The organism is Pseudomonas sp. Leaf59 (assembly GCF_920984685.1).
Classification (GTDB): Bacteria; Pseudomonadota; Gammaproteobacteria; order Pseudomonadales; family Pseudomonadaceae; genus Aquipseudomonas.
The window spans coordinates 40,835-64,953 of sequence record NZ_CAKLBR010000011.1 but is presented as its reverse complement, the minus strand read 5'-3'; the positions used below and the strand labels follow the sequence as shown (position 1 = coordinate 64,953).

General features: G+C 62.5%; 17 protein-coding genes. 6 read left to right on the top strand and 11 right to left on the bottom strand.

Annotated features, from left to right (window positions below; translation table 11 throughout):
* Positions 1 to 481: 481 nt before the first annotated feature.
* A complete protein-coding gene (locus tag LUB09_RS13885; RefSeq protein ID WP_209982963.1) occupies positions 482 to 1,633 on the bottom strand; it encodes a M14 family metallopeptidase in 1,152 nt (383 codons plus the stop codon).
* A gap of 460 nt (positions 1,634 to 2,093) precedes the next feature.
* Positions 2,094 to 2,444 carry a DUF6124 family protein gene (locus LUB09_RS13880; RefSeq protein WP_231422836.1) on the bottom strand — a complete coding sequence of 117 codons (351 nt, stop codon included), beginning with the start codon at positions 2,442 to 2,444 and terminating at the stop codon, positions 2,094 to 2,096.
* 129 nt (positions 2,445 to 2,573) lie between these two features.
* On the opposite strand from LUB09_RS13880, the gene LUB09_RS13875 reads away from it, so the two are divergent.
* On the top strand, positions 2,574 to 3,209 hold the full coding sequence (locus tag LUB09_RS13875; RefSeq protein WP_231422835.1) for a LexA family protein: 636 nt from the start codon (positions 2,574 to 2,576) through the stop codon (positions 3,207 to 3,209).
* Here the strand turns inward: LUB09_RS13875 and LUB09_RS13870 are convergent.
* Genes LUB09_RS13870 through LUB09_RS13855 form a run of 4 tightly spaced genes read right to left on the bottom strand, consistent with a single transcriptional unit; the run spans position 3,206 to position 8,735 of the window.
* Positions 3,206 to 5,134: an acetyl/propionyl/methylcrotonyl-CoA carboxylase subunit alpha gene (locus LUB09_RS13870; protein ID WP_231422834.1), complete on the bottom strand. Its 1,929-nt coding sequence runs from the start codon at positions 5,132 to 5,134 to the stop codon at positions 3,206 to 3,208. The genes LUB09_RS13875 and LUB09_RS13870 overlap by 4 nt on opposite strands.
* Positions 5,131 to 5,937, bottom strand: a complete 807-nt coding sequence (locus LUB09_RS13865; protein ID WP_231422833.1) for a gamma-carboxygeranoyl-CoA hydratase — start codon at positions 5,935 to 5,937, stop codon at positions 5,131 to 5,133. The genes LUB09_RS13870 and LUB09_RS13865 overlap by 4 nt, the downstream gene beginning before the upstream one ends.
* A 15-nt stretch (positions 5,938 to 5,952) precedes the next feature.
* Entirely contained in the window at positions 5,953 to 7,560 is a 1,608-nt protein-coding gene (locus LUB09_RS13860) for a carboxyl transferase domain-containing protein (protein WP_209982956.1), read from the bottom strand.
* A gap of 11 nt (positions 7,561 to 7,571) precedes the next feature.
* Complete coding sequence (locus LUB09_RS13855; protein ID WP_231422832.1) at positions 7,572 to 8,735, bottom strand: isovaleryl-CoA dehydrogenase; 1,164 nt, start codon at positions 8,733 to 8,735, stop codon at positions 7,572 to 7,574.
* A 149-nt stretch (positions 8,736 to 8,884) separates the two neighbouring features.
* Between LUB09_RS13855 and LUB09_RS13850 the strand changes: the two genes are divergently transcribed.
* Complete coding sequence (locus tag LUB09_RS13850; protein ID WP_231422831.1) at positions 8,885 to 10,519, top strand: AMP-binding protein; 1,635 nt, start codon at positions 8,885 to 8,887, stop codon at positions 10,517 to 10,519.
* 708 nt (positions 10,520 to 11,227) lie between these two features.
* On the opposite strand, the gene LUB09_RS13845 is transcribed toward LUB09_RS13850, so the two are convergent.
* The 3 genes from LUB09_RS13845 to LUB09_RS13835 all read right to left on the bottom strand — a co-directional run bounded on the left by LUB09_RS13845 (position 11,228) and on the right by LUB09_RS13835 (position 13,610).
* Positions 11,228 to 12,127, bottom strand: a complete 900-nt coding sequence (locus tag LUB09_RS13845) for a hydroxymethylglutaryl-CoA lyase (RefSeq protein ID WP_231422830.1) — start codon at positions 12,125 to 12,127, stop codon at positions 11,228 to 11,230.
* 16 nt (positions 12,128 to 12,143) lie between these two features.
* Complete coding sequence (locus LUB09_RS13840) at positions 12,144 to 12,536, bottom strand: MerR family transcriptional regulator (protein ID WP_209982947.1); 393 nt, start codon at positions 12,534 to 12,536, stop codon at positions 12,144 to 12,146.
* Positions 12,537 to 12,674: 138 nt separating this feature from the next.
* The gene (locus tag LUB09_RS13835; protein WP_003238359.1) at positions 12,675 to 13,610 is read right to left on the bottom strand and encodes a LysR family transcriptional regulator; all 936 of its coding nucleotides are present in this window, start codon (positions 13,608 to 13,610) and stop codon (positions 12,675 to 12,677) included.
* A gap of 151 nt (positions 13,611 to 13,761) precedes the next feature.
* Between LUB09_RS13835 and LUB09_RS13830 the strand changes: the two genes are divergently transcribed.
* On the top strand, positions 13,762 to 14,991 hold the full coding sequence (locus tag LUB09_RS13830; RefSeq protein ID WP_057007562.1) for an acyl-CoA dehydrogenase: 1,230 nt from the start codon (positions 13,762 to 13,764) through the stop codon (positions 14,989 to 14,991).
* 119 nt (positions 14,992 to 15,110) lie between these two features.
* Here LUB09_RS13830 and LUB09_RS13825 read toward each other — a convergent pair whose 3' ends face one another.
* Entirely contained in the window at positions 15,111 to 16,442 is a 1,332-nt protein-coding gene (locus LUB09_RS13825) for a substrate-binding domain-containing protein (RefSeq protein WP_231422829.1), read from the bottom strand.
* 568 nt (positions 16,443 to 17,010) lie between these two features.
* Entirely contained in the window at positions 17,011 to 17,823 is an 813-nt protein-coding gene (xthA, locus tag LUB09_RS13820; protein ID WP_231422828.1) for an exodeoxyribonuclease III, read from the bottom strand.
* Between the two features lie 169 nt (positions 17,824 to 17,992).
* Between xthA and LUB09_RS13815 the strand changes: the two genes are divergently transcribed.
* From LUB09_RS13815 to LUB09_RS13805, 3 genes are all read left to right on the top strand, one after another.
* Positions 17,993 to 18,643 carry a GNAT family N-acetyltransferase gene (locus tag LUB09_RS13815; RefSeq protein WP_231422827.1) on the top strand — a complete coding sequence of 217 codons (651 nt, stop codon included), beginning with the start codon at positions 17,993 to 17,995 and terminating at the stop codon, positions 18,641 to 18,643.
* A 64-nt stretch (positions 18,644 to 18,707) separates the two neighbouring features.
* On the top strand, positions 18,708 to 20,435 hold the full coding sequence (locus LUB09_RS13810) for an autotransporter assembly complex protein TamA (protein WP_231422826.1): 1,728 nt from the start codon (positions 18,708 to 18,710) through the stop codon (positions 20,433 to 20,435).
* Entirely contained in the window at positions 20,435 to 24,118 is a 3,684-nt protein-coding gene (locus tag LUB09_RS13805; protein ID WP_231422825.1) for a translocation/assembly module TamB domain-containing protein, read from the top strand. The genes LUB09_RS13810 and LUB09_RS13805 overlap by 1 nt, the downstream gene beginning before the upstream one ends.
* Position 24,119: the final 1 nt, after the last annotated feature.

The window sequence follows — 24,119 nt, the reverse complement described above, 5'->3', positions numbered from 1 at the left end:
AACGCAGGCTTTGGAGCGTGGGCCGCCGCGATGGGCCATCCTTGGCCCAGCGCGGCTAACCCGGCGTCCTGCCGGGTTACCCACGCTCCAAAACCTGCGTTCGGCCAGCGTGTTTGACGGGGCGCTCCAGATCAAAAGCAAAAGCAAAAGCGTGGCGGCCTGAGAGCCGACCGGAATGGTCTGCCGAACGCTGTACAAAATGTGGGAGGGGGCTTGCTCCCGATGGCGTCGGCCCAGCAAACATTGATGTTGACTGACCCACCGCTTTCGCGGGCAAGTCGAATCGTCGCACCGTAGATCCCCTGTGGCGAGCAGGCTTGTCCTGCGTTGGGCTGCGCAGCAGCCCCAAAGCCAGGCGCTGAGCCGTATCAGGTAAACCGCGTTTTGCTCGATTGGGGGCGCTGCGCACCCCAACGCGGGGCAAGCCCGCTCGCCAAAGGCGTATGGCTGCCTGAAATTTCAGGTGCGCCATGTAAATGGATCAGCGCAGGCTCGTGGCGACATCCGCCACGGTACTCAACACATCCTTGCCCAGTTGCCTGGAGCGATCCCCTGACCAGCCGGTTTTGGGGTTGGGTGCATCGTCGTTGTCCTTGAACGGCATCTCCAGAGTCAGCGACAGGCAATCGTACTTCTGGCCCACGGCGTTGCAGGCCAGGGTCATGTTGGCTTCGCCCGGCAGGTCGCGGGTGTAACCGTGAGTGGTCTGGAAGTCGCGGGTCAAGGCGCTGAGGTGGCTGCGAAAGTGTTTTTCCAGCGCTTCGATGCGTGGCGTATAGCCCGGGTTGCCTTCGCAGCCGGCGGTGAACACGTAGGGGATTTCTTCGTCGCCGTGGATATCGAGGAACAGGTCCACGCCGTACTTTTCCATCTGTTGCTGCACGAACAGCACTTCGGGGCTCATTTCCTGGCTGGCGCTCTGCCAGGCGCGGTTGAGGTCCTGGCCCATGGCGTTGGTGCGCAGGTGGCCGTGGAAAGCGCCATCGGGGTTCATGTTGGGCACCAGGTACAGGTCGGCGACCGCCAGCAGCTTTTTAAGCTCGGTATCGCCGTCGCGTTGCAGACGTTCGATAACGCCTTCCATGAACCATTGCGCCATGTGCTCGCCCGGGTGTTGCTGCGCGATGATCCACACTTTGAGTCGGCCTTCGCCGCCTTTGCCACGGCGCAGCAACTGGATATCGCGGCCTTCGACACTTTTACCGGTGGCCAGCAGTTGGGTACCGGCGTGTTTCAGGGCCTGGTCGATCAGCCAATCGTGGCGCTCACGGCTGTAGGGTTCAAAGTAGGCGAACCAGGCATGTTTCTCGCGGCTTTGAAGGCTGATGTGCAGCGTCTCGCCGTCAAAGCGCGTGGGTACGCGGAACCAGTTGACGTGATCGTACGACGCCACGGCGTTGTAGCCGCTCCAGGCATTTTTATACGAGGAATGGCTCGCGTTGCTCAGGCGGAAGGTGTGGGTGTGGCCCACGTGCATGCCTTCGGCCTTGAAGTGGAACCACTGGAAATGCTGGCTGCGGGTATCGGGTTTGATCGCCAGCAGCAACTGATAGGCATCGCTGGCATCCAGGACCTGGATGTTGCCGCTGTCGAAGTCGGTGCTGATCTTGATGGAGGTCAAGGCCACGGTCATGGTCTGGTTGCCTGAATATGAGTTGTGGCGGCTATATTACACAGAGGCTGGGCAAAATCTTGATGCAAAATTGTTGCAGGGGAGGGGGCATTCTTCCTGATCCGGCGGCGGCTTGAAAACGGTGAGATTGATTCTCAGGCGCTGTTTCTCAAAGATCCCGTCCAGAGCGGTTGGGCGACTTTCATTGGGCAATGGTCTTTTGCTACCATGCGCGCCATCAAGCAACACACAGTCTTCATTAGCCTGAAGCCACGCCAGGGAAACTGGCAAAAAAAAGACCCGGCCAAAGAGCCGGGTCAAAAACCGTGATTAGCCTGATGAGGAGATATTCCAAGAGTCCGACCTAAGGTCTCTTGGTCTATCGACTGATCTCGCGATCAGCTGAGCCCAATAATAATCATTATCATTTGCAAGTCAAATGTTTTTATCCTCTGGATAGAAATATTTTTGCTTCGCGTCCTCACACGTTTGCCTCGGCCTGCGGCCGCAGCAACGATCGCTCTACCATCGCCTTCGCCATATCGATCAGATACACCACTGAAAACGCCAGGTCGCGTTGATTGCCCTGATGGTTGCTCGCAGATTCGTAAGCCGTAGCGGCTGCACTGCGCAGCAGGTCGGAGGCGTGCACCAGCGCTTCTTCATGGCTGATGCCGGGTTTGATGTGAAAGAAGGTGTCGTCTGCCTTGGAGTCGGACATATTCGCTTTCAAGTAATAGTCCAATGCACGTTGGGCGGCGCCGCTGGTGTGCATGTCGAGTGCTTCGTCAGTGGAAGGTGTTTCGAGCGGTAGATACGGGGTGGTCGTCATCGTGGGCGATACTCTGATGGGGGCGGAATCCTTGAGATTGATAATAGTACGTATCGTATTTATGTCGTTTCGTGGATTACTACAAACTGTTTATTGCCCTGAAAAATACGCAACGTATTGTCACGCACCATGGATAAATGGATAGCGTTGGTCCGGGCCAACATGAAAGACCGCAAGGTCACCCAGGATGAACTGGCCGAACGCCTGGGCATGTCCCAGGGGGGTGTGGGCCATTGGCTCAACAAACGCCGGGTGCCCAGCCTTGCGGACATGAACCGGGTGCTGGCGGAACTGGGACTGGGCTATCTGGAGGTGGCGCTGGAGATTCGTGAGCGGGTCGACGCAGAGCGGCCACTGGAACACCACTACAACCCGTATTTCCGCTACCCGGTCAGCGACTGGAACGGGCTCTGTGAAGTGCGCGAAGAACGTCCGCCCTATGGCCCCGAGCGCTTTGAGCTGACGGACTATCACGCGGGCGGCGAAGCCTTCTGGCTCCCCGTAACCGGCGACGCCATGACCGCCCCTACAGGGCTCAGCGTCAGCGCAGGCATGCTGATCCTGGTCGACCCTTCCATCGATGCCGTTCCCGGCAAGCTGGTCGTTGCGCAATGGGACGACAGCCCCCGGGCCACCTTTCGCCAATTGCAGGAAGAAAGCGGCCAGCTGTACCTGGTGCCGCTCAATCCCACCTACCCGAAGCTGCTGTTCACCGACGATTGCCGCATCCTCGGTGTTGTCGTGCAAGCCACCGCGAGGTTCTAGTCGGCCATTTCCAGTTCCACCAGTGCACTGCCTTCAGCCACCATCTCGCCTTCCTGGCAAAACAGCGCCTTGACCACTCCGGCCACGGGCGCGCGAATGCTGTGTTCCATTTTCATTGCTTCGAGCACTACCAGTTGCGTGCCGGCTTCGACAGGCTGACCAACCTCCACCAGCACCCGCACGATACTGCCGTTCATGGGCGCAGTGAGACCGCCCTGTTGCGACTGGCCCGCCTCCACCGCCGCAATCGGGTCAAACAGGCTGACCGCCTGCATCTCGCCGTCCCAGCGCAGGTATACGGTGCTTTCATGACGCACCGCCAGGTGCGCGCGGCGTATGCCCTGATCGTCGATCAGCAACTGCTCACCGTGCATCTTGTGCGCAGCGCCGGCAGCCAATGTCACCACCCGATCCTGCCCATTGCAGCTCAAGTGCAGCGAAACCTGCGCCGGCAGCCCCGCGCGAAAGCCCCGGGTATCCGCCCAAGGCCCTTCACCGCGCGGCAGACTCTGCATGAACGCCGAACCCGCCGCCTGCCAGAACCCGTCGCTCAACGCACCCTCCGTCGGCAGCAACTGCGCCTGATAACGCGGAATGAACCCGGTATCGAGCTCGGCCGCCGCAAACGCCGGATGGCCGATGATGCGTCGCAGAAAACCCAGATTGGTCTTGAGCCCACCCACAGCGAACTCGTCGAGCATGGCCAGCAGACGCAGGCGCGCCTGCTCGCGGTCCTCGCCCCAGGCAATCAGCTTGCCCAGCATCGGATCGTAGAACGGCGAGACCCTGTCACCTTGCTCCACGCCGCTGTCCACGCGACGTCCAGGCCCCGGGTCGCACTCGCGGTACAGCGCCAGGTGCCCGGTGGCAGGCAGAAAATCATGGGTCGGATCTTCGGCATACAGCCGCACCTCAATGGCGTGGCCATTCAACGGCACCTGCGCCTGAGTGATCGGCAGCGCTTCGCCCTGGGCCACGCGGATCTGCCAGGCTACCAGATCAAGGCCGGTAATCGCTTCGGTCACCGGATGCTCCACCTGCAGCCGGGTGTTCATCTCCATGAAGAAAAATTCGCCACGGGCATCCAGCAAAAACTCCACCGTGCCCGCGCCCACATAACCAATCGCCTGCGCCGCGCGCACTGCCGCTCCACCCATGGCCTTGCGCTGTTCAACACTCAGCCCCGGCGCCGGGGCTTCTTCCACCACCTTTTGATGACGCCGCTGGATCGAGCAATCGCGCTCATTGAGGTACAGGCAGTGGCCGTGCCCATCGGCGAACACCTGGATTTCCACATGGCGCGGCTTGAGCAGGTATTTCTCCACCAGCATCTGCCCGTTGCCGAACGAGGACACTGCCTCACGCTGGGCTGAAGCCAGGGCTTCGGCCAACTGGCTGATGTCTTCGACCACCTTCATGCCCTTGCCGCCGCCGCCGGCAGTCGCTTTCAGCAGCACGGGATAGCCGATGCGCGCGCAGGCGTCGCGAAAGGTGTCCAGGTCCTGGGCCTCGCCGTGATAACCCGGTACCAATGGTACCCCGGCGGCTTCCATCAACGTCTTGGCCGCCGACTTGCTGCCCATGGCATCGATGGCCGAGGCGGGCGGGCCGAGGAAGATCAGGCCGGCAGCCTCGATGGCGCGGGCAAACGCTGCGTTTTCCGAGAGAAAGCCATAGCCCGGATGAATCGCCTGGGCGCCACTGGCCTTGGCGGCGGCGATGATCTTGTCGATTTGCAGGTAACTTTCCGTAGCTTTGCTGCCGCCCAGGTCGACGCGAATGTCCGCCTCGCGACTGTGCCGCGCATCGCAGTCGATGGCGCTGTGCACGGCTACCGTGGTCAGCCCCATCGCTTTGGCGGTGCGCATGATCCGGCAGGCAATTTCGCCACGGTTGGCGACCAGCAGGGTGGTAAGTGGTCTCATGGGCGTGGCTCCCGGGACTGCCAGACAGGCGCGCGTTTTTGCAGGAATGCGCGCAAGCCTTCCTGGCCTTCGGCGCTGACGCGAATACGCGCGATGGCATTTTCGCAATAGCGCCGCAGGGCTGGCGTGAGGGCGCCGTGGCCCACTTCGCGCAGCAGGTCCTTGCTGGCGCGCATGGCCGCCGGGCTGTTCTGCAGCAGGTTGGTCACCCAGACGTCCACTTGCTGCTCCAGCGTGTCGGCCGGATAACTCTCCGCCAGCAGGCCGATTTCCCGCGCACGCTGGCCGCCAAATCGCTCGGCCGTCAGAGCATAGCGGCGGGCCGCGCGCTCGCCGATGGCCTGCACCACGAACGGGCTGATCACCGCCGGTGCCAGGCCGATGCGCACTTCCGACAGGCAGAACTGCGCATCATCGGCGCCGATTGCCATGTCGCAGCAACTGATCAAACCCAGCGCACCCCCATAGGCGGCGCCTTGCACCACGGCCAGGGTGGGGATTTTCAGCTTGGCGAGGTTGTACATCAGCTCCGCCAGTTCGCGCGCGTCGTCCAGGTTGGTGTGGTAGTCCAGCTCGGCCGACTGCTGCATCCAGGCCAGGTCAGCCCCTGCGCTGAAGTGCCGGCCGCGTCCGCGCACCACCAGAAAGCGCAGGCAAGGGTCGCCCTGCACGTGGTCCAGAGCGAGGATCAATTCGCGGATCATCTCGGCGTTGAACGCGTTGTTCTTGGCTTCACGACTGAGCCATAACGTGGCAAAGCCACGGCTATCGGTGATCAGTTCGAGGGTGTTGAAATCGTGCATGGGGACAAGCTCCATTTACATGCGGAACACGCCGAAGCGGCTCGGCTCGATGGGGGCGTTCAGTGCGGCGGACAGTGCCAGGGCGAGTACCTCGCGGGTCTGCACCGGGTCGATGACGCCGTCGTCCCACAGGCGGGCGCTGGAGTAATAGGGATGGCCCTGGGTTTCATACTGGTCGAGGATCGGCTGCTTGATCGCGGCTTCATCCTCGGCGCTGAAGGCAGTGCCGGCGCGTTCGGCCTGTTCGCGCTTGACCTGCACCAGCACGCCGGCCGCCTGCTCGGCACCCATCACGCCGATGCGCGCGTTGGGCCACATCCATAAAAAACGCGGGTCATAGGCGCGCCCGCACATGCCGTAGTTGCCGGCCCCGAAGCTGCCGCCGATGATCACGGTAAATTTCGGCACCCTGGCGCAGGCCACCGCCGTGACCAGCTTGGCGCCGTGCTTGGCGATGCCGCCGGCTTCATACTTCTGCCCGACCATGAAACCGGTGATGTTCTGCAGGAACAGCAGGGGAATCCCGCGCTGGCAGGCCAGCTCGATAAAGTGCGCGCCTTTCTGCGCGGCTTCGGCGAACAGGATGCCGTTGTTGGCGAGGATCGCAATCGGGTAGCCATGCAAGTGCGCAAAGCCGCAGACCAACGTGGTCCCGAACAGCGCCTTGAATTCATCGAATACCGACGCATCCACCAGCCGCGCGATCACCTCGCGCACATCGAATGGTTGCTTGGCCTCGGCCGGAATCACCCCGTAGAGCTCTTCTGCGCTGTACAGCGGCGCTACCGGCGGGCGTAGGCGCAACTCGCCCAGCTTGCGCCAGTTGAGGTTGGCCACGCTGCGGCGGGCCAGGGCCAGGGCGTGTTCGTCGCTGTCGGCGTAGTGGTCGGCCACGCCGGAGATTTTGCAGTGCACATCGGCGCCGCCCAGGTCCTCGGCACTGACCACTTCGCCGGTCGCCGCTTTGACTAGCGGCGGGCCGGCCAGGAAGATCGTGGCCTGCTGGCGCACCATGATCGCCTCGTCGGCCATGGCCGGCACATAGGCACCGCCGGCGGTGCACGAGCCCATCACCACGGCGATCTGCGGGATGCCCTGGGCGCTCATGTTGGCCTGGTTGAAGAAGATCCGCCCGAAGTGTTCGCGGTCCGGGAACACCTCATCCTGGCGCGGCAGGTTGGCGCCGCCGGAGTCCACCAGGTAGATGCACGGCAGGCGGTTCTGCTCGGCGATGGTCTGCGCGCGCAGGTGTTTTTTTACCGTCAGTGGGTAGTAGGAGCCGCCTTTGACCGTGGCATCGTTGGCGACAATCATGCATTCCACACCCTCGACGCGGCCAATCCCGGCAATCACCCCGGCGGCGGGCACGTCTTCGCCATACACCTGATGGGCGGCCAGTTGGCTGAGTTCGAGGAACGGCGAGCCCGGATCGAGCAGACGATTGATGCGTTCGCGCGGCAGCAGTTTGCCGCGCGAGGTATGCCGCTCCTGGGCCTTGAGGCCGCCGCCTTGTTGTACCTGGGCGAGGAGGGCATGCAGGGCGTCGACCTGCTGACGCATCGCCGCGCTGTTGGCGGAAAATTCCGCCGAGCGTGGGTTGAGCTGGGTGTGCAAGGTGGCCATGGCGCGCTCCTTCAGCGGGTTTCGTTGAACAGTTCGCGACCGATCAACATGCGCCGAATCTCACTGGTGCCCGCGCCGATTTCATACAGCTTGGCATCACGCAGCAGGCGCCCGGCGGGGAATTCGTTGATGTAGCCATTGCCGCCGAGAATCTGGATCGCGTCGAGGGCCATCTGTGTGGCGCGCTCGGCGCTGTAGAGGATCACACCGGCGGCGTCCTTGCGCGTGGTCTCGCCGCGCTCGCAGGCCTGGGCCACGGCGTAGAGGTAGGCGCGGCTGGCGTTGAGCTGGGTGTACATGTCGGCGACCTTGCCCTGGATCAGCTGGAATTCGCCGATGCTCTGGCCGAACTGCTTGCGGTCGTGAATGTAGGGCACGATCAGGTCCATGCAGGCCTGCATGATCCCGGTGGGCCCGCCGGCCAGCACCACGCGCTCGTAGTCCAGCCCGCTCATCAGCACTTTCACGCCGCCGTTGAGGACACCGAGGATGTTGTCTGCGGGCACTTCGACGTCGTCGAAAAACAGCTCGCAGGTGTTGGAGCCGCGCATGCCCAGCTTGTCGAACTTGTTGCTGCGGCTGAAGCCTTTCCAGTCGCGCTCGACGATGAATGCGGTGATGCCGTGGGCGCCCCTTTCCAGGTCGGTCTTGGCATAGATCACGTAGGTGCTGGCATCGGGGCCGTTGGTGATCCAGGTTTTGCTGCCATTGAGCACGTAGCAGTCGCCGCGTTTGTCGGCGCGCAGTTTCATCGAGACCACGTCGGAGCCGGCGTTGGGCTCGCTCATGGCGAGGGCACCGATGTGCTCGCCGCTGATCAGTTTGGGCAGGTACTTGAGCTTCTGTTCATGATTGCCGTTGCGGTTGATCTGGTTGACGCACAGATTGGAGTGCGCACCGTAGGACAACGCCACGGAGGCCGAGCCGCGGCTGATCTCCTCCATGCTCACCACATGGGCCAGGTAACCCAGGCCGGCGCCGCCGTATTCTTCCGCCACAGTGATGCCGAGCAGGCCCATGTCACCGAACTTGCGCCACAGGTCGGCGGGGAACAGGTTGTCGATGTCGATCTGCGCGGCGCGTGGCGCGATTTCCTTGGCCACGAAGGCCTGCACCTGGTCGCGCAGCATGTCGATGGTTTCGCCGAGGGCGAAGTTCAGGGACGGATAACTCATGGCAGGCACCTTACTGTGAGCTTTGTTGTTGTGTGGGTCGAGTGCCGGGGAGGGCTATGACCTTTACGTTAACGTAAGCTTGCGTTAAGGCGCTGTCAATCGTAGTTTACGTTTACGTCAACCCACAAAAAACACAACAGGGGATGGTGATGGATCAACCGAACCAGAGCTACAGCCGTGGCGCCCAGGACAAGGCGCTGCTGGCGATGACCATCGGCCAGGCCTTCGATCAGACTGCCGCGCGCTATCCCGAGGGCGAGGCGCTGGTGGTACGCCATCAACGGCGCCGCTTCACCTGGCGGCAACTGGCTGAAACGGTCGACCTGCACGCCCGCGCTTTCCTGGCCCTGGGCATGCAAGCTGGCGACCGCCTCGGTATCTGGGCGCCCAACTGCGCCGAGTGGTGCATCACCCAGATCGCCAGCGCCAAGCTCGGGGTGATTCTGGTCAACATCAACCCGGCCTATCGCAGCAGCGAACTGGACTACGTGCTCAAGCAATCCGGCTGCCAATGGCTGGTGTGCGCCGGCGCGTTCAAGACGTCCGATTACCACGCCATGCTGCAGGCGCTCGCGCCCGACCTGCGTGCCACCGTCAGCCTCGACCCCAGCCCGCCCGAGGGCTTCGTACCCTGGGCGCAACTGGCGAGCATGGGGGCGGAGATTGCTCATGAACACTTGCAGCAGCGCCAGGCCAGCCTGCACTTCGATCAACCCGTGAACATCCAGTACACCTCCGGCACCACCGGGTTTCCCAAGGGTGCCACCCTCAGTCACCACAATATTCTCAACAACGGCTACATGGTCGGCGAAAGCCTTGGCCTTACCGCGCAGGATCGTCTGGTGATCCCGGTGCCGCTGTACCACTGCTTCGGCATGGTGATGGGTAACCTGGGCTGCATCACCCATGGCACCACCATGATCTACCCCAATGATGGCTTCGACCCGTTGCTCACCCTGACCGCCGTCGCCGAGGAGCGCGCCACGGGCCTGTACGGCGTGCCGACGATGTTCATTGCCATGCTTGATCATCCGCAGCGCGGCGAGCTGGACCTCGCCAGCCTGCGCACCGGGATCATGGCCGGCGCTACCTGTCCCATCGAAGTGATGCGCCGGGTCATCAGCGAGCTGCACATGGGCGAGGTGCAGATCGCCTATGGCATGACCGAAACCAGCCCGGTGTCGTTGCAGACCGGCCCGGATGACGACCTGGAGCGACGCGTCACCACCGTCGGTCGCACCCAGCCGCACCTGGAAAATACAATCATCGACGCCGCCGGTAACACCGTGGCACGTGGCGAGATCGGTGAACTGTGCACCCGTGGCTACAGCGTGATGCTCGGCTACTGGAACAACCCCGAGGGCACCCGCCAAACGATCGACGCGGCGGGCTGGCTGCACACTGGCGACCTTGCGACCATGGACCCGCACGGTTACGTGTGCATTGCCGGGCGCAACAAGGACATGATCATCCGTGGTGGCGAGAACGTGTACCCGCGCGAGCTGGAGGAATTTTTCTTCACTCACCCGGCGGTGGCCGACGTGCAGGTCATCGGCATTCCCGACGAGCGCTACGGCGAAGAAATCGTCGCCTGGATCAAATGCCATCCGGGCCATGTGGTCGATGCGCTTGAGCTGCAAGCCTGGTGCAAGGGCCGCATCGCACACTTCAAGACGCCCAGGCACTTCAAGTTCGTGGATGAGTTTCCGATGACGGTGACGGGCAAGGTACAGAAATTCCGCATGCGCGAGATCACGCTTCAAGAGCTGCGAACGCAGTCCTGACAGCCACGCAAAATCCCTTGTGGGAGCAGGCTTGTTGTGGCGAGCGGGCTTGCCCTAATGCCGTTCAGTCAAGCGCAGATTCCCTGTGGCGAGCAGGCTTGTCCTGCGTTGGGCTGCGCAGCAGCCCCAAAACCAGACGCTGAGCCGTATCAGGTACACCGCGTTTTGCTCGATTGGGGGCGCTTCGCACCCCAACGCGGGGCAAGCCCGCTCGCCACAGGTTTTTCTGTTGGCTGTGCGACAGCGCAACGTGGAGCCTCCAACCTTTAAGGGCAGAAACGACAAAAGGGACCCGAAGGCCCCTTTTAATGTGTCGTTGCGTGCTCTTTTTTTATTATTGAGGGGCGGCCTGTTGTTGTTTTTGGCAGCCGTGGCCCTTTACTGCTGTTTTGGGTGACCCCCATCCGGGGTCAAGAGCAAACGTATTTTTTTGAGCGCTGAAGTGCTTCCAAAAAAATCTGTTAGCTGCGTCTCTGCCGTGTTGTTTTTGTTATGTCAGAGTCGTTACGTCTTGTTTTTATTAGGCTTGGTGCTTTTTATTCTTGTTATGCAATAGAGATAGCAGGAGCCATGCCAACTTTTAAATTTCTATTAAAATCAATAGCTTATTTTTTATGCCGCGATTGCCTCTGCGCAAAGGCGGCCAATTATGTTCCCGCGTTACCCGCTGTGTCGGCGCCCGGTAACACATTGTCACAGCCATGCTACTCAACTGGCGCTACGCACCTTCGCCACCCGCGACCCACTGGCGCGCCCCAGCACCTGGCTGATCTGCCGGCCCGCGTCAATCAGGCGCGAGAGGTCGATGCCGGTGTGGATGCCCAGCCCGTCGAGCAGGTACACCACGTCTTCGGTGGCGACGTTACCGCTGGCGCCCTTGGCATACGGGCAGCCGCCAAGGCCTGCGATAGAGCTGTCGAACACCTGGATACCTTCCAGCAGGCTGGCATAGATATTCGCGATCGCCTGGCCGTAAGTGTCGTGGAAGTGTCCGGCAAGCTTCTCCCTTGGCACCTGGGCGCCAACGACCTCGAACAACCGCCGCGTATCGCCTGCCGTGCCGGTGCCGATGGTGTCGCCCAGGGACACTTCATAGCAGCCCATGGCGTACAGCTCGCGGGCCACCGCAGCGACCTGTTCCGGCGCGACGTCACCTTCGTAAGGGCATCCCAGCACACAGGACACGTAGCCGCGCACGCTGACACCGTGCTGCCGGGCTGCGCTCATGATCGGAGCGAAGCGCTCCAGGCTCTCGCTGATCGAGCAGTTGATGTTGCGTTGCGAGAACGCCTCGGACGCGGCCGCAAACACCGCGACCTCCTTGACGCCGGCCGCCAGCGCATCTTCAAAGCCGCGCAGGTTGGGCGCCAGCGCGCCGTAGGTCACGCCGGGCTTGCGCCGGATCTGCGCAAACACCTCGGCGGAGCCGGCCATCTGCGGCACCCATTTGGGCGACACAAAGCTGCCCACTTCGATATAGCCCAGCCCGGCGTCGCTCAAGGCGTCCACCAGACGGACCTTGTCCGTCACGGCGATGGGCTGGGCTTCGTTCTGCAAACCGTCGCGTGGGCCGACTTCAACCAGGCGTACGTGGGAGGGGAGGGGCATGAGGATTACCTTCTGTTCAATGGCCAGACTGGCTCATGGTGTGGGCCAGGGCTTGAGTGCAGCGTTCTTCGGCGGTGTCCAGTTCCAGCTTCATCTGTTCGATGTCCAGCAGTTGCTGTTCCAGCTGTTCACGCCGCTCGGCGATCTTGGCCAGCATGCTGTTGAGCTGGATGTGGTTGCCGCTGGTGGGATCGTAGAGTTCGATCAGCTCGCGGCATTCGGCCAGGGAGAAACCGATGCGCTTGCCGCGCAGAATCAGCTTGAGGCTGACCTTGTCCCGCGCTGAGTAGATACGCTCCTGGCCCCGACGCTCTGGGGTCAGCAGGCCTTGCTCTTCATAAAAGCGAATGGCGCGGGTGGTGATGTCGAGCTCGCGGGCGAGGTCGGAGATGCTGTAGGTGGTGCTCATGGCGGCGCTCGGCGGATGGCTTGGCGCTAAGCTAATGGCTGGTTGACGTAAACGTCAATAACATCCCATGGCTTTCATCTTGCCGTGGCGAGCGGGCTCGCCACCACGACAACCCCGGCAAGCCCGCTCAGTCAAAGGTCAAGCCTGCTTGCCATCGAGCTTCTTCTCATGGGCCGTCACCTGCTGGCACAGCTCGATCATCTGCTCGCGCATCCAGCGGTTGGCCGGGTCCTGGTCGGTGCTTTCATGCCAGTACAAATGGGTTTCCACGGGCGGCACGTCGTTCACCGGCAGGTTGACCCAGTGCAGTTCGTGGCGGCGGGCGAAGCGCTCGGGCACGGTCATGACCATGTCGGTCTGCTGCAGCACCTGCGAGGCCATCAGGTAATGCTGGGAACGCAGCGCGATCTTGCGCTGGATGCCCATCTTGCCCAGGGCCAGGTCGACATGGCCCAGGCCGTTGCGGCGACTGGAGATATGAATGTGGGTCAGCGACAGGTAATCATCCAGGCTGAGCTTGTCCTTGCCCGCCAGCGGATGGCCCTTGCGCATGGCGCACACGTAGCGGTCTTCCATCAGCTTGACGTGACGCACCTGCGGGTCGGTGTTGAGCGGTGCGTCCACGGCAAAATCCAGGCGCCCGGCCGCCAGTTCCTTGGTGGTCTCGCGGCGCTTGGACAGGAAACTTTCGATCACCACCGTGGGTGCCAGCCGGCGCAGGCGCTGGAACAGCAGCGGCAGAATCACCGCCTCGGTGAGGTCGGTCATGCTGATGCGATAGGTCTTGGCCGCCTGTTGAGGATTGAAAATCCGGCTTTCCTGCACCGATACCCGCAGCAACGACAGCGCATTGCGCACCGGGCCGATGATGTTCTGCGCCATCGGCGTAGGCACCATGCCCTGGGCAGTGCGCACGAACAGCGGGTCGTTGAAGGTCTCGCGCAGGCGGGCCAGCGCGTTGGACACCGCCGGTTGCGTAATGCCGACGATCTGCCCGGCGCGCGTCAGGTTGGCTTCGGTGTAGATCGCATCAAAGACGATGAAGAGGTTCAGGTCGACCTTGCTCAGATTCATTGCGTTGCGCTCTTATTGTTAGGTGCCGATAGGCTGATCATATATCGGTGATGAATGTTAATACACGCCGAGAATAGGCTAGGTAAATTATCAGCGCTGTTCTAGCATCGAATTCATGACCTAAACAACCTCTCAGAGAAGGGAGCTGCCCATGGATTTCGCCTATTCGCCCAAGGTTCAGGAACTGCGTGAACGCGTCACTGCATTCATGGACGCTTACGTCTACCCGGCCGAGCCGGTGTTTGAACGCCAGGTCAGCGAAGGCGACCGCTGGCAGCCCACAGCGATCATGGAAGAACTCAAGGCCCGCGCCAAAGCCGAAGGCCTGTGGAACCTGTTTCTGCCCGAGTCCGAACTCGGCGCCGGCCTCACCAATCTGGAATACGCGCCGCTGGCCGAAATCATGGGCCGCTCGCTGCTGGGGCCGGAGCCGTTCAACTGCTCGGCCCCCGACACCGGCAATATGGAAGTGCTGGTGCGCTATGCCAACGAAGAACAGAAACAGCGCTGGCTCGAACCGCTGCTGCGCGGCGAGATCCGTTCGGCCTTCGCCATGACCGAGCCGGACGTGGCTTCGTCCGATGCCACCAACATGGCCGCCCGTGCCGAGCGCCAGGGCGATGAGTGGGTCATCAACGGCAAAAAGTGGTGGACCTCCGGCGCCTGCGACCCGCGCTGCAAGATCCTCATCTTCATGGGCCTGAGCAACCCGGACGCGCCGCGTCACCAGCAGCATTCGATGATCCTGGTGCCGGTGGACACACCCGGTGTGAAAATCCTCCGCCCGCTGCCGGTGTTCGGCTACGACGACGCGCCCCACGGTCACGCCGAAGTGCTGTTCGACAACGTACGGGTGCCCTACGAAAACGTCCTGCTTGGCGAAGGCCGTGGCTTCGAGATCGCCCAGGGGCGCCTCGGCCCCGGCCGTATTCACCATTGCATGCGCTCGGTGGGCATGGCCGAACGCGCGCTGGAACTGATGTGCAAACGTTCGGTCAGCCGCACCGCATTCGGCAAGCCGTTGGCACGCCTGGGTGGCAACATCGACAAGATCGCCGACTCACGCATGGAAATCGACATGGCGCGCCTGCTGACCCTGAAGGCCGCGTACATGATGGACACCGTGGGCAATAAAGTAGCGAAAAGCGAGATCGCGCAGATCAAGGTGGTCGCGCCGAACGTGGCGCTGAAGGTGATCGACCGCGCGATTCAGATGCACGGCGGTGCCGGCGTTTCCAATGATTTCCCGTTGGCCTACATGTACGCCATGCAACGCACCCTGCGCCTGGCCGATGGCCCGGATGAAGTGCACCGCGCGGCGATCGGCAAGTTCGAGATTGGCAAGTATGTGCCCAGGGAGATGATGCGCGGCGGGCAGTAGCACTGCGTCGCCTGCAATCGGGAGCAAGCCCCCTCGCACATTTTGAATTGTGAATACAGTGCAAATGTGGAGGGGCTTGCTCCCGATGAGGCCCGTCCTGACAACCCCAAACTCCAGCCTCAGTACACCCAGACCTCCACCCGCCGATTCTTGATCCGCCCCTCATCCGCCGTATTCGCCGCCACCGGCATCTGCGCGCCAAACCCGCGAATATCGCGCAGCACCACGCCGCTCTTGACCAGTTCCCTGCGCACCGCCATCGCCCGCAACTTCGACAGCAACGCTGCGCGCTGGGGATCATTCTTGGCATCGCCAAATCCCACCAGCGTCACCTGCTTGTCGAGCTTGCCGTGGCTTTTCAGATAGTCCACCACCCGCAGCACATCCTGGCGCGCCTTGGTGTCCAGGCTGGCGCTGCCTTCCTCGAAACGAAAATTGACGCTCAGGCGCTGGGCATCGCGGGCAATCGCTTGATAGTCCGCCGGCATCGATGCACGCGGTTGCACGCCAATGGCCTGCACCTGCTGGGCAATAAAACCGTTGGCCGCGACGATTGCCTGGCCCTGGCTGCTCTGGGCAAAGTCCACCAGCGCCCGGGCCCACGGGTTGTGGCTCGTCGGCGGCAGGTAAAAGAACAGGCGCCGCGACAGCGGGTAATCTTCGGTGGCGATCAAGCTATTGAGCGGCAACATCGGTTGTGAATCGCCATCGGCAATCGCCACCGCCTTGGCCTGGCGTATGTAGGGCAGGCCGATAAAGCCGATGCCCTGGGGATCGCGGCTGACTGCATCGGACAATGCTTCGCTGGACTCGAAACGCCGGGCGCTTGAAGCCAGCGGTTTGCCGCGCCGGTTCAGCACCAGCTCCTTGAACGTGTCGTAGGTGCCGGACTGGTCATCTCGCGCATACACATGAACAGGCCCGCCGACGCCGCCCAGTGCTTCCCAGGTGCTGACCTCGCCGTTGAAGAGCTGCGCCAGTTGTTCGGTGTCGAGGGTGTTCAGCGGGTTGAGCGGGTTAACGATGATGGCCAGGCCATCGATGGCGATCACCTGTTCGGCTTCGGGGCTTTTCAGGTCGCCCAGTGGCTCAAGGTCCACCAGCTCGCTGTCCTTGATCGGGCGGGACGCTGCCGCGAGGTCTGCGCTGGCTTTTTTCAGCGCGGCAAAGCCGGTGCTGGAGCCATGGGCCGCCACCTCGATGGTCACGCTCCTGCCCTGGCGCGTCTTGCCGACTACGCGCTGCTCGTTTGGTCCGTCGCCCGATTCGATGTGCACCCGTTGCACGCCCTCGTGCTCCAGCAAGCCCTTCACCAAAGCCGGGCCCAGCGCTGCGCCGATGGTATTGGAGCCCTGAATGCGCAGGGCAGGGCCGTGCTCGGGTACGGGCAGTTGCGCCGACACGGCAATCAGAGGGAAAAGGGTCAAAATAAACAGAACGCGCAGCATCATGCCGGCACCTTCAAAGAGAGTGCGACGAGATTAAGTCAGAGAGTTTGCAGAAATATGACCGAGACGCGCCCGTCAAGCGGCGCCAGGAATGAGTGTGGGAGGGGGCTGCCGCCTCTTATCAAATGAGTTTTTTCAGCAACTGCAGCGCCTGGCTTTGGGGCTGCTGCGCAGCCCAACGCAGGACAAGCCTGCTCGCCACAGGGAATCTGCTCTTGTGGGCTTATTGTGGCGAGCGGGCTTGCCCCGCGTTGGGGTGCGAAGCGCCCCCAATCGAGCAAAACGCGGTGTACCTGATACGGCTCAGCGCCTGGCTTCGGGGCTGCTGCGCAGCCCAACGCAGGACAAGCCTGCTCGCCACAGGGAATCTGCGCTTGTGGGCTTATTGTGGCGAGCGGGCTTGCCCCGCGTTGGGGTGCGAAGCGCCCCCAATCGGGCAAAACGCGGTGTACCTGATACGGCTCAGCGCCTGGTTTTGGGGCTGCTGCGCAGCCCAACGCAGGACAAGCCCGCTCGCCACGGAGGTTCCAGTTTGCTGCGTGACAGCGCCAGGTCGAAGACCGTCAGGGGTTCAGCTCAATTCGAGCCAGATCGGTGCATGGTCCGACGGCTTCTCCAATCCACGCAGGTCGTAGTCCACGCCGGCATCCTTGACCCTTGGCAGCAGCCCATTGGACGCCATGATCACGTCAATCCGCAGCCCGCGCTTGGGCTCGTCCTCAAACCCGCGGCTGCGGTAATCGAACCAGCTGAAGCGGTCGGTCACGTCCGGATAGAGGTGCCGGAAACTGTCCACCAGGCCCCAGTTTTTCAGGCGGGCCATCCATTCGCGTTCTTCCGGCAGGAAGCTGCACTTGCCGGTTTTCAGCCAGCGCTTGGCATTGTCGGCGCCGATGCCGATGTCGCAGTCCTGCGGGGAGATATTCACGTCGCCCATCACCACCAGCGGCTGCTCGTTGCTGAACCGGCTTTCCAGCAATTGTTGCAAGTCCTCATAGAAGCGCTGCTTGGCGGGGAACTTGGTCGGGTGGTCACGGCTTTCGCCCTGGGGGAAATAGCCGTTCATGACCGTGACCGGTTGGCCGTTTTCATCGGCGAACGTGCCCCAGATGAAACGGCGCTGGGCGTCCTCTTCATCACTGTCGAAGCCTTTGTGCACGCTCAAGGCTTCCTTGCGCGACAGCAAGGCCACGCCGTAATGACCTTTCTGACCGTGGTAGTACACGTGGTAGCCCAGCGCCTGCACCTCGGCCAGGGGGAACTGGTCATCGTGAACCTTGGTTTCCTGAAGGCCGATGACGTCGGGTTGGTGCTTGTCGATCAGCGCCGCCAACTGATGAGGGCGGGCGCGCAGCCCGTTGATATTGAAGGAGACGATTTTCATGGTCGACAATCCGGTCTGGCAAAAAGGGCGATGCTAGCCGACAAGTCCGGCCGGGGCCAGCGTGGGGACAGGGCATCTGCGTTGCCAATGTCTTGGAACGACTGCTGCGCCGCAGGTTCGTAACCCTATGAACGCCGCCTTTCGAGTGGCGCCCAGGGAGATTGACTGCATGCTTGACACTTCAACCGCCACTGCCCAGATCCGCGTGCTCAACAGCGGCTATTCCCGCGAGGCCCGCGCGCTGCTGTACCAGGCTTATCGCCATGAGCCGACCTTCGCCTATATTTTCGAAGCGCAGCGCACCGGCTATGAATTGCGGGTGCGCGCCACGGTGCGTGAGCTGGTCAAGCAACATTTCTTCCAGAAGCTCCCGGCCATTGGGCTGTTTGTTGATGACAAGATGATCGGCATCGCCCTGATCGCGCCGCCGCAACGGCGCCTGGGTATCACCGAGAGCTGGGCCTGGCAAATTCGCATGTGGCTGAGCACCGGCGTGCGCGGCACCCGACGTTATCTGGATTACCACCACGCGGTGCTGGCGTGCCTGCCCACCGATTCGGTGCATGTATTACCGCTGCTGGGCGTTCACCCGCAATTCCAGGGCCAGCACTATGGCGAGCAGTTGCTTGAAGCGGTGCACAACTGGTGTGCCGACGACCCGCATTCCTCGGGCGTGGTGCTCGACACCGGTAATTCACGCTACCTGGCGTTCCTTGAACGTCAGGGCTACGAGGAAATCGGTGAAGTTGCCGTAGGACCCGTCCTGGAGCATGTGTTCTTTCATGCCAACCCCCAGTCTTTGCGGGCTGTAACGGTTTGAGACAGATTTTTTCAGAAAAATCCGGGTTCAAAGACTCCCTCTCGCTCATGTAGCATCCGCGCCTATGAAGCTTCCAGGAAGATTTACCAGCAGCCTGGTCCTGCTGTTCACAAGCTGTGGCGCATGGGCGCAGAGCGAATTGGACGTGCGGATCAAGCCCTCAAACGACGCGTTGAAAGCCAACATCGAAGGCTATATCGGCGGGGTTGGCGATCGTGACGAAGAAGCCTTGCTGCGGTTCAGTCGCGGTGCCGAAGAGCAGGCGCGCAAAGCCGCTCAGGCGTTGGGCTTCTATCAGTCGCAGATCGCCAGTGACGTGAAGGGCGGCAAGAACCCGCGCCTGATCCTCACCATCGACCCCGGCGAGCCGGTGCATTTGCGCAACGTGACCATTCGGGTCGATGGCCAGGCTGCGAGCCTCAAGGCCTTTCGCCTGCCTGCCAGCGACGACCTCAAGTCCGGCGCGGTGCTCAACCACGGACATTACGAAGACGCCAAGCGCCTGATCCAGAACCAGGCCTCGCGCTACGGTTTTTTCAGTGGCCGCTTTACCCGCCAGACCCTCTCGGTAGACCCGAAGGCGGGCGTGGCCGATATCGACCTGGTCTACGACAGCGGCCCGCGCTACAGCATGGGCAAGGTCAGCTTTACCGGTGATACGCCGTTCGACGAAGACCTGCTGCAACGCATGGTGCCGTTCAAGAGTGGCACGCCGTACGACTCCGAACTCATCGCCGAGCTCAACCAGAACCTGCAAGCCAGCGGCTTCTTCGAAGGCGTGCGGGTGGATGCGACCCCCGCCGGCGCCAAAGACGACGTGATCCCGGTGGCCGTGCAACTGGAAACCCGCAAGCCACGCACCATGGGCCTGGGCCTTGGCTACTCCACCGACGTCGGCCCGCGCGGCAAGGCCAACTGGACGCGCCATTGGGTCAACCCCCAGGGTCACAGCTATGGCTGGGAGGCGGAGCTGTCGGCGCCACGGCAGAACGTTGGCCTGTGGTACGACGTGCCGCTCGACCCGCCGCTCACCGACAAGCTTCGCTTCGCCGGCGGCTACCAGAATGAGGAAATCGCCAACACCGACGCCCTGAGTAAATTGCTCACCGTCGGCCCCGAGTGGCACAGCAAATTGCCCAGCGGCTGGACCCGCGTGATCTCGCTCAAATACCAGCGTGAAGAATACCGCCTGGGCAACGACTCGGGCCTGAGCAACCTGGTGATGCCGGGTATCAACTATTCCTACTTGCGCAGCGACAACCGCATCGACCCGCATAACGGTTATCGCCTGGCCTTCGATGCCAAGGTTGCCAAGGAAGGCCTGGGTTCGGACACCAACCTGCTTTACGGCACCGCGACGATCAAGGGCTTGACCACCCTGTGGGACAACCACCGTTTCCTCGGCCGTGCGCAGTTCGGCGGCAGTGCCACCAACGGCTACCAGTCCGTGCCGCCGTCCTTGCGTTTCTTCGCCGGTGGCGACCAGAGCGTGCGGGGTTACGAGTACCAGACCCTGTCGCCGGAGAACGACCGTGGCGACCGTATCGGTGGCCGTTACATGGTGGCCCTGAGCGCCGAGTACCAATATTCCATCGCCGAAAAATGGCGGATCGCAACCTTCATCGACCAGGGCAACTCGTTCAATACCCTGGACATGCCGAGCCTTAAAACCGGTGTCGGCGTCGGCGTACGCTGGGTCTCTCCGGTAGGTCCGATCCGTCTCGACCTGGCCCATGCCCTGGAAGACCCGGGCGGCATCCGACTGCACTTTTCCATGGGGCCTGAGCTGTGATGCGTGGTTTGAAAATAGCGGGGCTGGCGTTGATCGCTGTCCTCGCCTTGTTGTTGCTGGCGCTGTGGACGGTGCTGGGTACGCAGGCCGGTAGCCGCTGGGTGCTGGGCCAGGTACCGGGGTTGAGCGTGGAGAATTTCCAGGGCCGCTTGGGCGGGCAGTGGAGCGCCGATCATCTGCTGTGGCAGCAGGGCTCCAGCCGCGTCGAGCTGGATGCGCCGACTCTGGTCTGGTCGCCGGCCTGCCTTTTGCGCATGACCCTGTGCATCGAGCGGCTGGATGTGGAGCAGGTCAACCTGCAATTTGCACCGAGCGGCGAAGCGAGCAGCGGGCCCGTCGCGTTGCCGGATCTGAAGCTGCCCTTGGCGATTCAACTCGGTGAGGTGCACGTCGGCAGCCTGCTGTTCAACGGCAGCGAGCAACTCAAGGGCCTGCAGTTGGCGGCGCACTGGACCGCCGCAGGCATGCGTATCGACTCGGTGCACCTGGAGCGCGATGGCCTGGTGCTCGACCTCGCTGGCCTGCTGCAACCTGTCGGCGACTGGCCGCTGAACGCTAGCGGCAACCTCAGCCTGCCGTACGCGCCCGGTGGCGCGCCGTGGACGGTTGCGCTGAAGGTCGAAGGCGACCTGCTCAAAACCCTTAAGCTCGATGCCGACAGCAGTGGTTACCTGCCAGCCAGGCTCACCGGCGAGCTGCAACCGCTGGAAGAGAACCTGCCGGCACAGGTGCGCATCACCGCGGACAGCTTCAAGCCCAGCGCTGATCTGCCCGCGACTCTGCAACTCAATCAACTGGATGTCACTGCCAGGGGCGACCTGAAAAGCGGTTACCAATTGCTTGGCAAAGCCGTATTGCCTGCGGAAAAAGGCCCGGTGGATCTTCTGCTGCAAGGCAGGGTCGACGCCAGGGGCGCGCAGATCGCCGGTCTTGATCTGAACGCCGGCGACAAACAGAACCTCAAGCTCAGCGCCAACCTGGATTGGCAGCGAGGCTTCAGCGCCGACGCCAAAATCGACTGGCTCGACTTCCCCTGGCATCGCCTTTACCCGCTGATTGACGAGCCGCAGGTCACCTTGCACACCTTCAACGGCGAAATCTCCTATAAAGACGGCAACTACCTGGGCAACCTCAAAGCCGATCTCGACGGCCCGGCGGGCAAGTTCACGGTGGTCACGCCGTTCAGTGGCGATCTCAAGCAGGTGTTCCTGCCCGAGCTGAAACTCACCGCAGGCCAGGGCAAGGCCGCAGGCCATCTGAATCTGCAGTTCGCCGAGGGTATCGCCTGGGACACGGCGCTGGATCTGTCGGCGCTGAACCCCGCGTACTGGGTGGCTGAATTGCCTGGCACCCTGGCCGGGCCCTTGCGCAGCAAGGGTGAGTTCAGGAACGATCAACTCAAGCTCGACGCCGACCTCAATCTCAAGGGCCAACTGCGCGGGCAAACCGCCGTGTTCGCCGCCAAGGCCGAAGGCGCGGGCGAGCAATGGACCCTCGCCAACCTGGATCTGCGCCTGGGCGACAATCGCATCAACGGCAGCGGCAGCCTGCAACAGCGTTTGGCCGGCCAGATCGACATCAAGCTGGCGCGCCTGGCCCAGTTGTGGCCGCAACTGCGCGGCCAGGTCAACGGCCGGCTCGACGTGGCTGGCACCTTGAAGGCGCCGCAAGGCAAGCTTGGCCTCAAGGGCCAACAACTGGCGTTTGCCGACAATCACCTGCAAAACCTCAGCCTCGACGCCACCCTGGATAACGCCCAGCGTGCGAAGATCGACCTCAAGGGCAGTGGCATTCAAAGCGGCGAGACCCAGGTGGGCACACTCACCGCCAGTGCCCAGGGTGATATCAAGAACCAGAAAGTCCAGTTGGACCTCGCCGGCCCGCTGGTCAAGCTGGCGCTCGCGCTGGACGGCAACCTCGACAAAGGCAACTGGCGCGGGCGGCTGGCCAGCGGCGACGTGCAAGCCGGTGGCCAGGACTGGCGGCTGCAGGCCCCGGCCCGGATCGAGCGTCTGGCGGATGGCAAACTGACGTTCGCCGCCCATTGCTGGGTCTCCGGAGGCGCCAGCCTGTGCGGTGAAGACCAGCGCCTGATGCCCGAGCCCAAGCTGCGCTACCACCTCAAGCAATTCCCGATCGACAGCCTGGCGGCGTTTTTGCCCAAGGATTTTGCCTGGCAGGGCAGGCTCAACGCCGACGTGCAGCTCGATCTTCCAGAGAGCGGCCCGAAGGGCGTGGTCTCGGTGGACGCCAGCGGCGGCACCTTGCGTGTCAAGGACAAGGCCCAGTGGCTGGATTTTCCCTATGACACCCTCAAGCTGGAAACCACCCTCAATCCCAAGCGCATCGACACCCAGCTGAATTTCCGTGGCGGCAAACTGGGCGAGCTGTTGTTGCAGGCACAGATCAATCCATTGCCCGCCAACAAGCCGATCACCGGCAACTTCAGCCTCACCGGCCTGGACCTGGCGGTGGCGCGGCCATTTGTGCCGATGGTGGAAACGCTCACCGGCAAGCTCAACGGCACCGGGCGCATTTCCGGCGGTTTGCTTGCGCCCCTGGTCAACGGCAGCGTCAATCTGGTGGGCGGCGAAATCTCCGGGCCGGAGCTGCCCCTCAGCCTCCAGGACCTCAACGTGCAAGCGCTGATCGCTGGCGAAAGCGTGCAACTCAACGGCGGCTGGCGCAGTGGCAAGGCTGGGCAGGGCAGCCTCAAGGGACAGATCGACTGGGGCCAGGCGCTGGCGGCCGACCTCAGCCTCACGGGTTCGCAGTTGCCGGTGACGGTCGAGCCTTACGCCGTGCTGGAAGTGGCGCCCGACCTGAAGATCAGCCTCAAGAACGACAAGCTGGCGGTTGCTGGCAAGGTCCGTATCCCGCGTGGCGACATCACCGTGCGTGAGTTGCCGCCGTCCACGGTCAAGGTCTCCGATGACACGGTGATCGTCGGCAGCCAGACTGAAGAGGGCAAGGCGCCGATGGCAATGGCCATGGATATCGATGTGGAGGTTGGTGAAGACAAGCTCAACTTCGCCGGCTTCGGCCTCACCGCCAAGGTGCAGGGCCATGTGCATATCGGTGACAACATGGACACCCGCGGCGAGCTGTGGCTCAACGACGGTCGCTACCGCGCTTACGGGCAGCGCCTCAATGTGCGGCGTGCGCGATTGTTGTTCGCCGGGCCCCTGGACCAACCGTTCCTGGACATCGAAGCGGTGCGCGTCACCACCGAGGCCTCGCGAACGGTGACGGCCGGTATTCGCCTGAGCGGCAGCGCCGAGCAGCCAACCACGCAGATCTTCTCCGAGCCGGCCATGGCCCAGGAGGATGCGCTGTCGTATCTGGTGCTGGGGCGTTCGCGTACCAACAACGGTGAAGACAACAACATGCTCGCCGAAGCGGCGCTGGGCCTGGGCTTGATGGGCAGCTCGGGGGTCACCACCGACATTGCCAACAAGCTGGGCATCCAGGATTTTGATCTCGACACCCAGGGCGCCGGCAACAAGACCGCCGTGGTCGCCAGCGGCAAGATCAACGAGAAGCTGAGCCTGCGTTACGGGGTAGGGGTGTTCGAACCGGCCAATACCATCGCCTTGCGCTACCTGCTGAGCAAAAAGGTTTACCTGGAAGTGGCGACCGGCGTGGCCAGCTCGCTGGACATCTTCTACAAACGCGATTTTTAAA

Coding starts and splice junctions, on each gene's coding strand:
- LUB09_RS13885 (WP_209982963.1), bottom strand. CDS start 1,633: ATGACCGTGGCCTTGACCTCCATCAAGATCAGCACCGACTTCGACAGC.
- LUB09_RS13880 (WP_231422836.1), bottom strand. CDS start 2,444: ATGACGACCACCCCGTATCTACCGCTCGAAACACCTTCCACTGACGAA.
- LUB09_RS13875 (WP_231422835.1), top strand. CDS start 2,574: ATGGATAAATGGATAGCGTTGGTCCGGGCCAACATGAAAGACCGCAAG.
- LUB09_RS13870 (WP_231422834.1), bottom strand. CDS start 5,134: ATGAGACCACTTACCACCCTGCTGGTCGCCAACCGTGGCGAAATTGCC.
- LUB09_RS13865 (WP_231422833.1), bottom strand. CDS start 5,937: ATGCACGATTTCAACACCCTCGAACTGATCACCGATAGCCGTGGCTTT.
- LUB09_RS13860 (WP_209982956.1), bottom strand. CDS start 7,560: ATGGCCACCTTGCACACCCAGCTCAACCCACGCTCGGCGGAATTTTCC.
- LUB09_RS13855 (WP_231422832.1), bottom strand. CDS start 8,735: ATGAGTTATCCGTCCCTGAACTTCGCCCTCGGCGAAACCATCGACATG.
- LUB09_RS13850 (WP_231422831.1), top strand. CDS start 8,885: ATGGATCAACCGAACCAGAGCTACAGCCGTGGCGCCCAGGACAAGGCG.
- LUB09_RS13845 (WP_231422830.1), bottom strand. CDS start 12,127: ATGCCCCTCCCCTCCCACGTACGCCTGGTTGAAGTCGGCCCACGCGAC.
- LUB09_RS13840 (WP_209982947.1), bottom strand. CDS start 12,536: ATGAGCACCACCTACAGCATCTCCGACCTCGCCCGCGAGCTCGACATC.
- LUB09_RS13835 (WP_003238359.1), bottom strand. CDS start 13,610: ATGAATCTGAGCAAGGTCGACCTGAACCTCTTCATCGTCTTTGATGCG.
- LUB09_RS13830 (WP_057007562.1), top strand. CDS start 13,762: ATGGATTTCGCCTATTCGCCCAAGGTTCAGGAACTGCGTGAACGCGTC.
- LUB09_RS13825 (WP_231422829.1), bottom strand. CDS start 16,442: ATGATGCTGCGCGTTCTGTTTATTTTGACCCTTTTCCCTCTGATTGCC.
- xthA (WP_231422828.1), bottom strand. CDS start 17,823: ATGAAAATCGTCTCCTTCAATATCAACGGGCTGCGCGCCCGCCCTCAT.
- LUB09_RS13815 (WP_231422827.1), top strand. CDS start 17,993: ATGCTTGACACTTCAACCGCCACTGCCCAGATCCGCGTGCTCAACAGC.
- LUB09_RS13810 (WP_231422826.1), top strand. CDS start 18,708: ATGAAGCTTCCAGGAAGATTTACCAGCAGCCTGGTCCTGCTGTTCACA.
- LUB09_RS13805 (WP_231422825.1), top strand. CDS start 20,435: ATGCGTGGTTTGAAAATAGCGGGGCTGGCGTTGATCGCTGTCCTCGCC.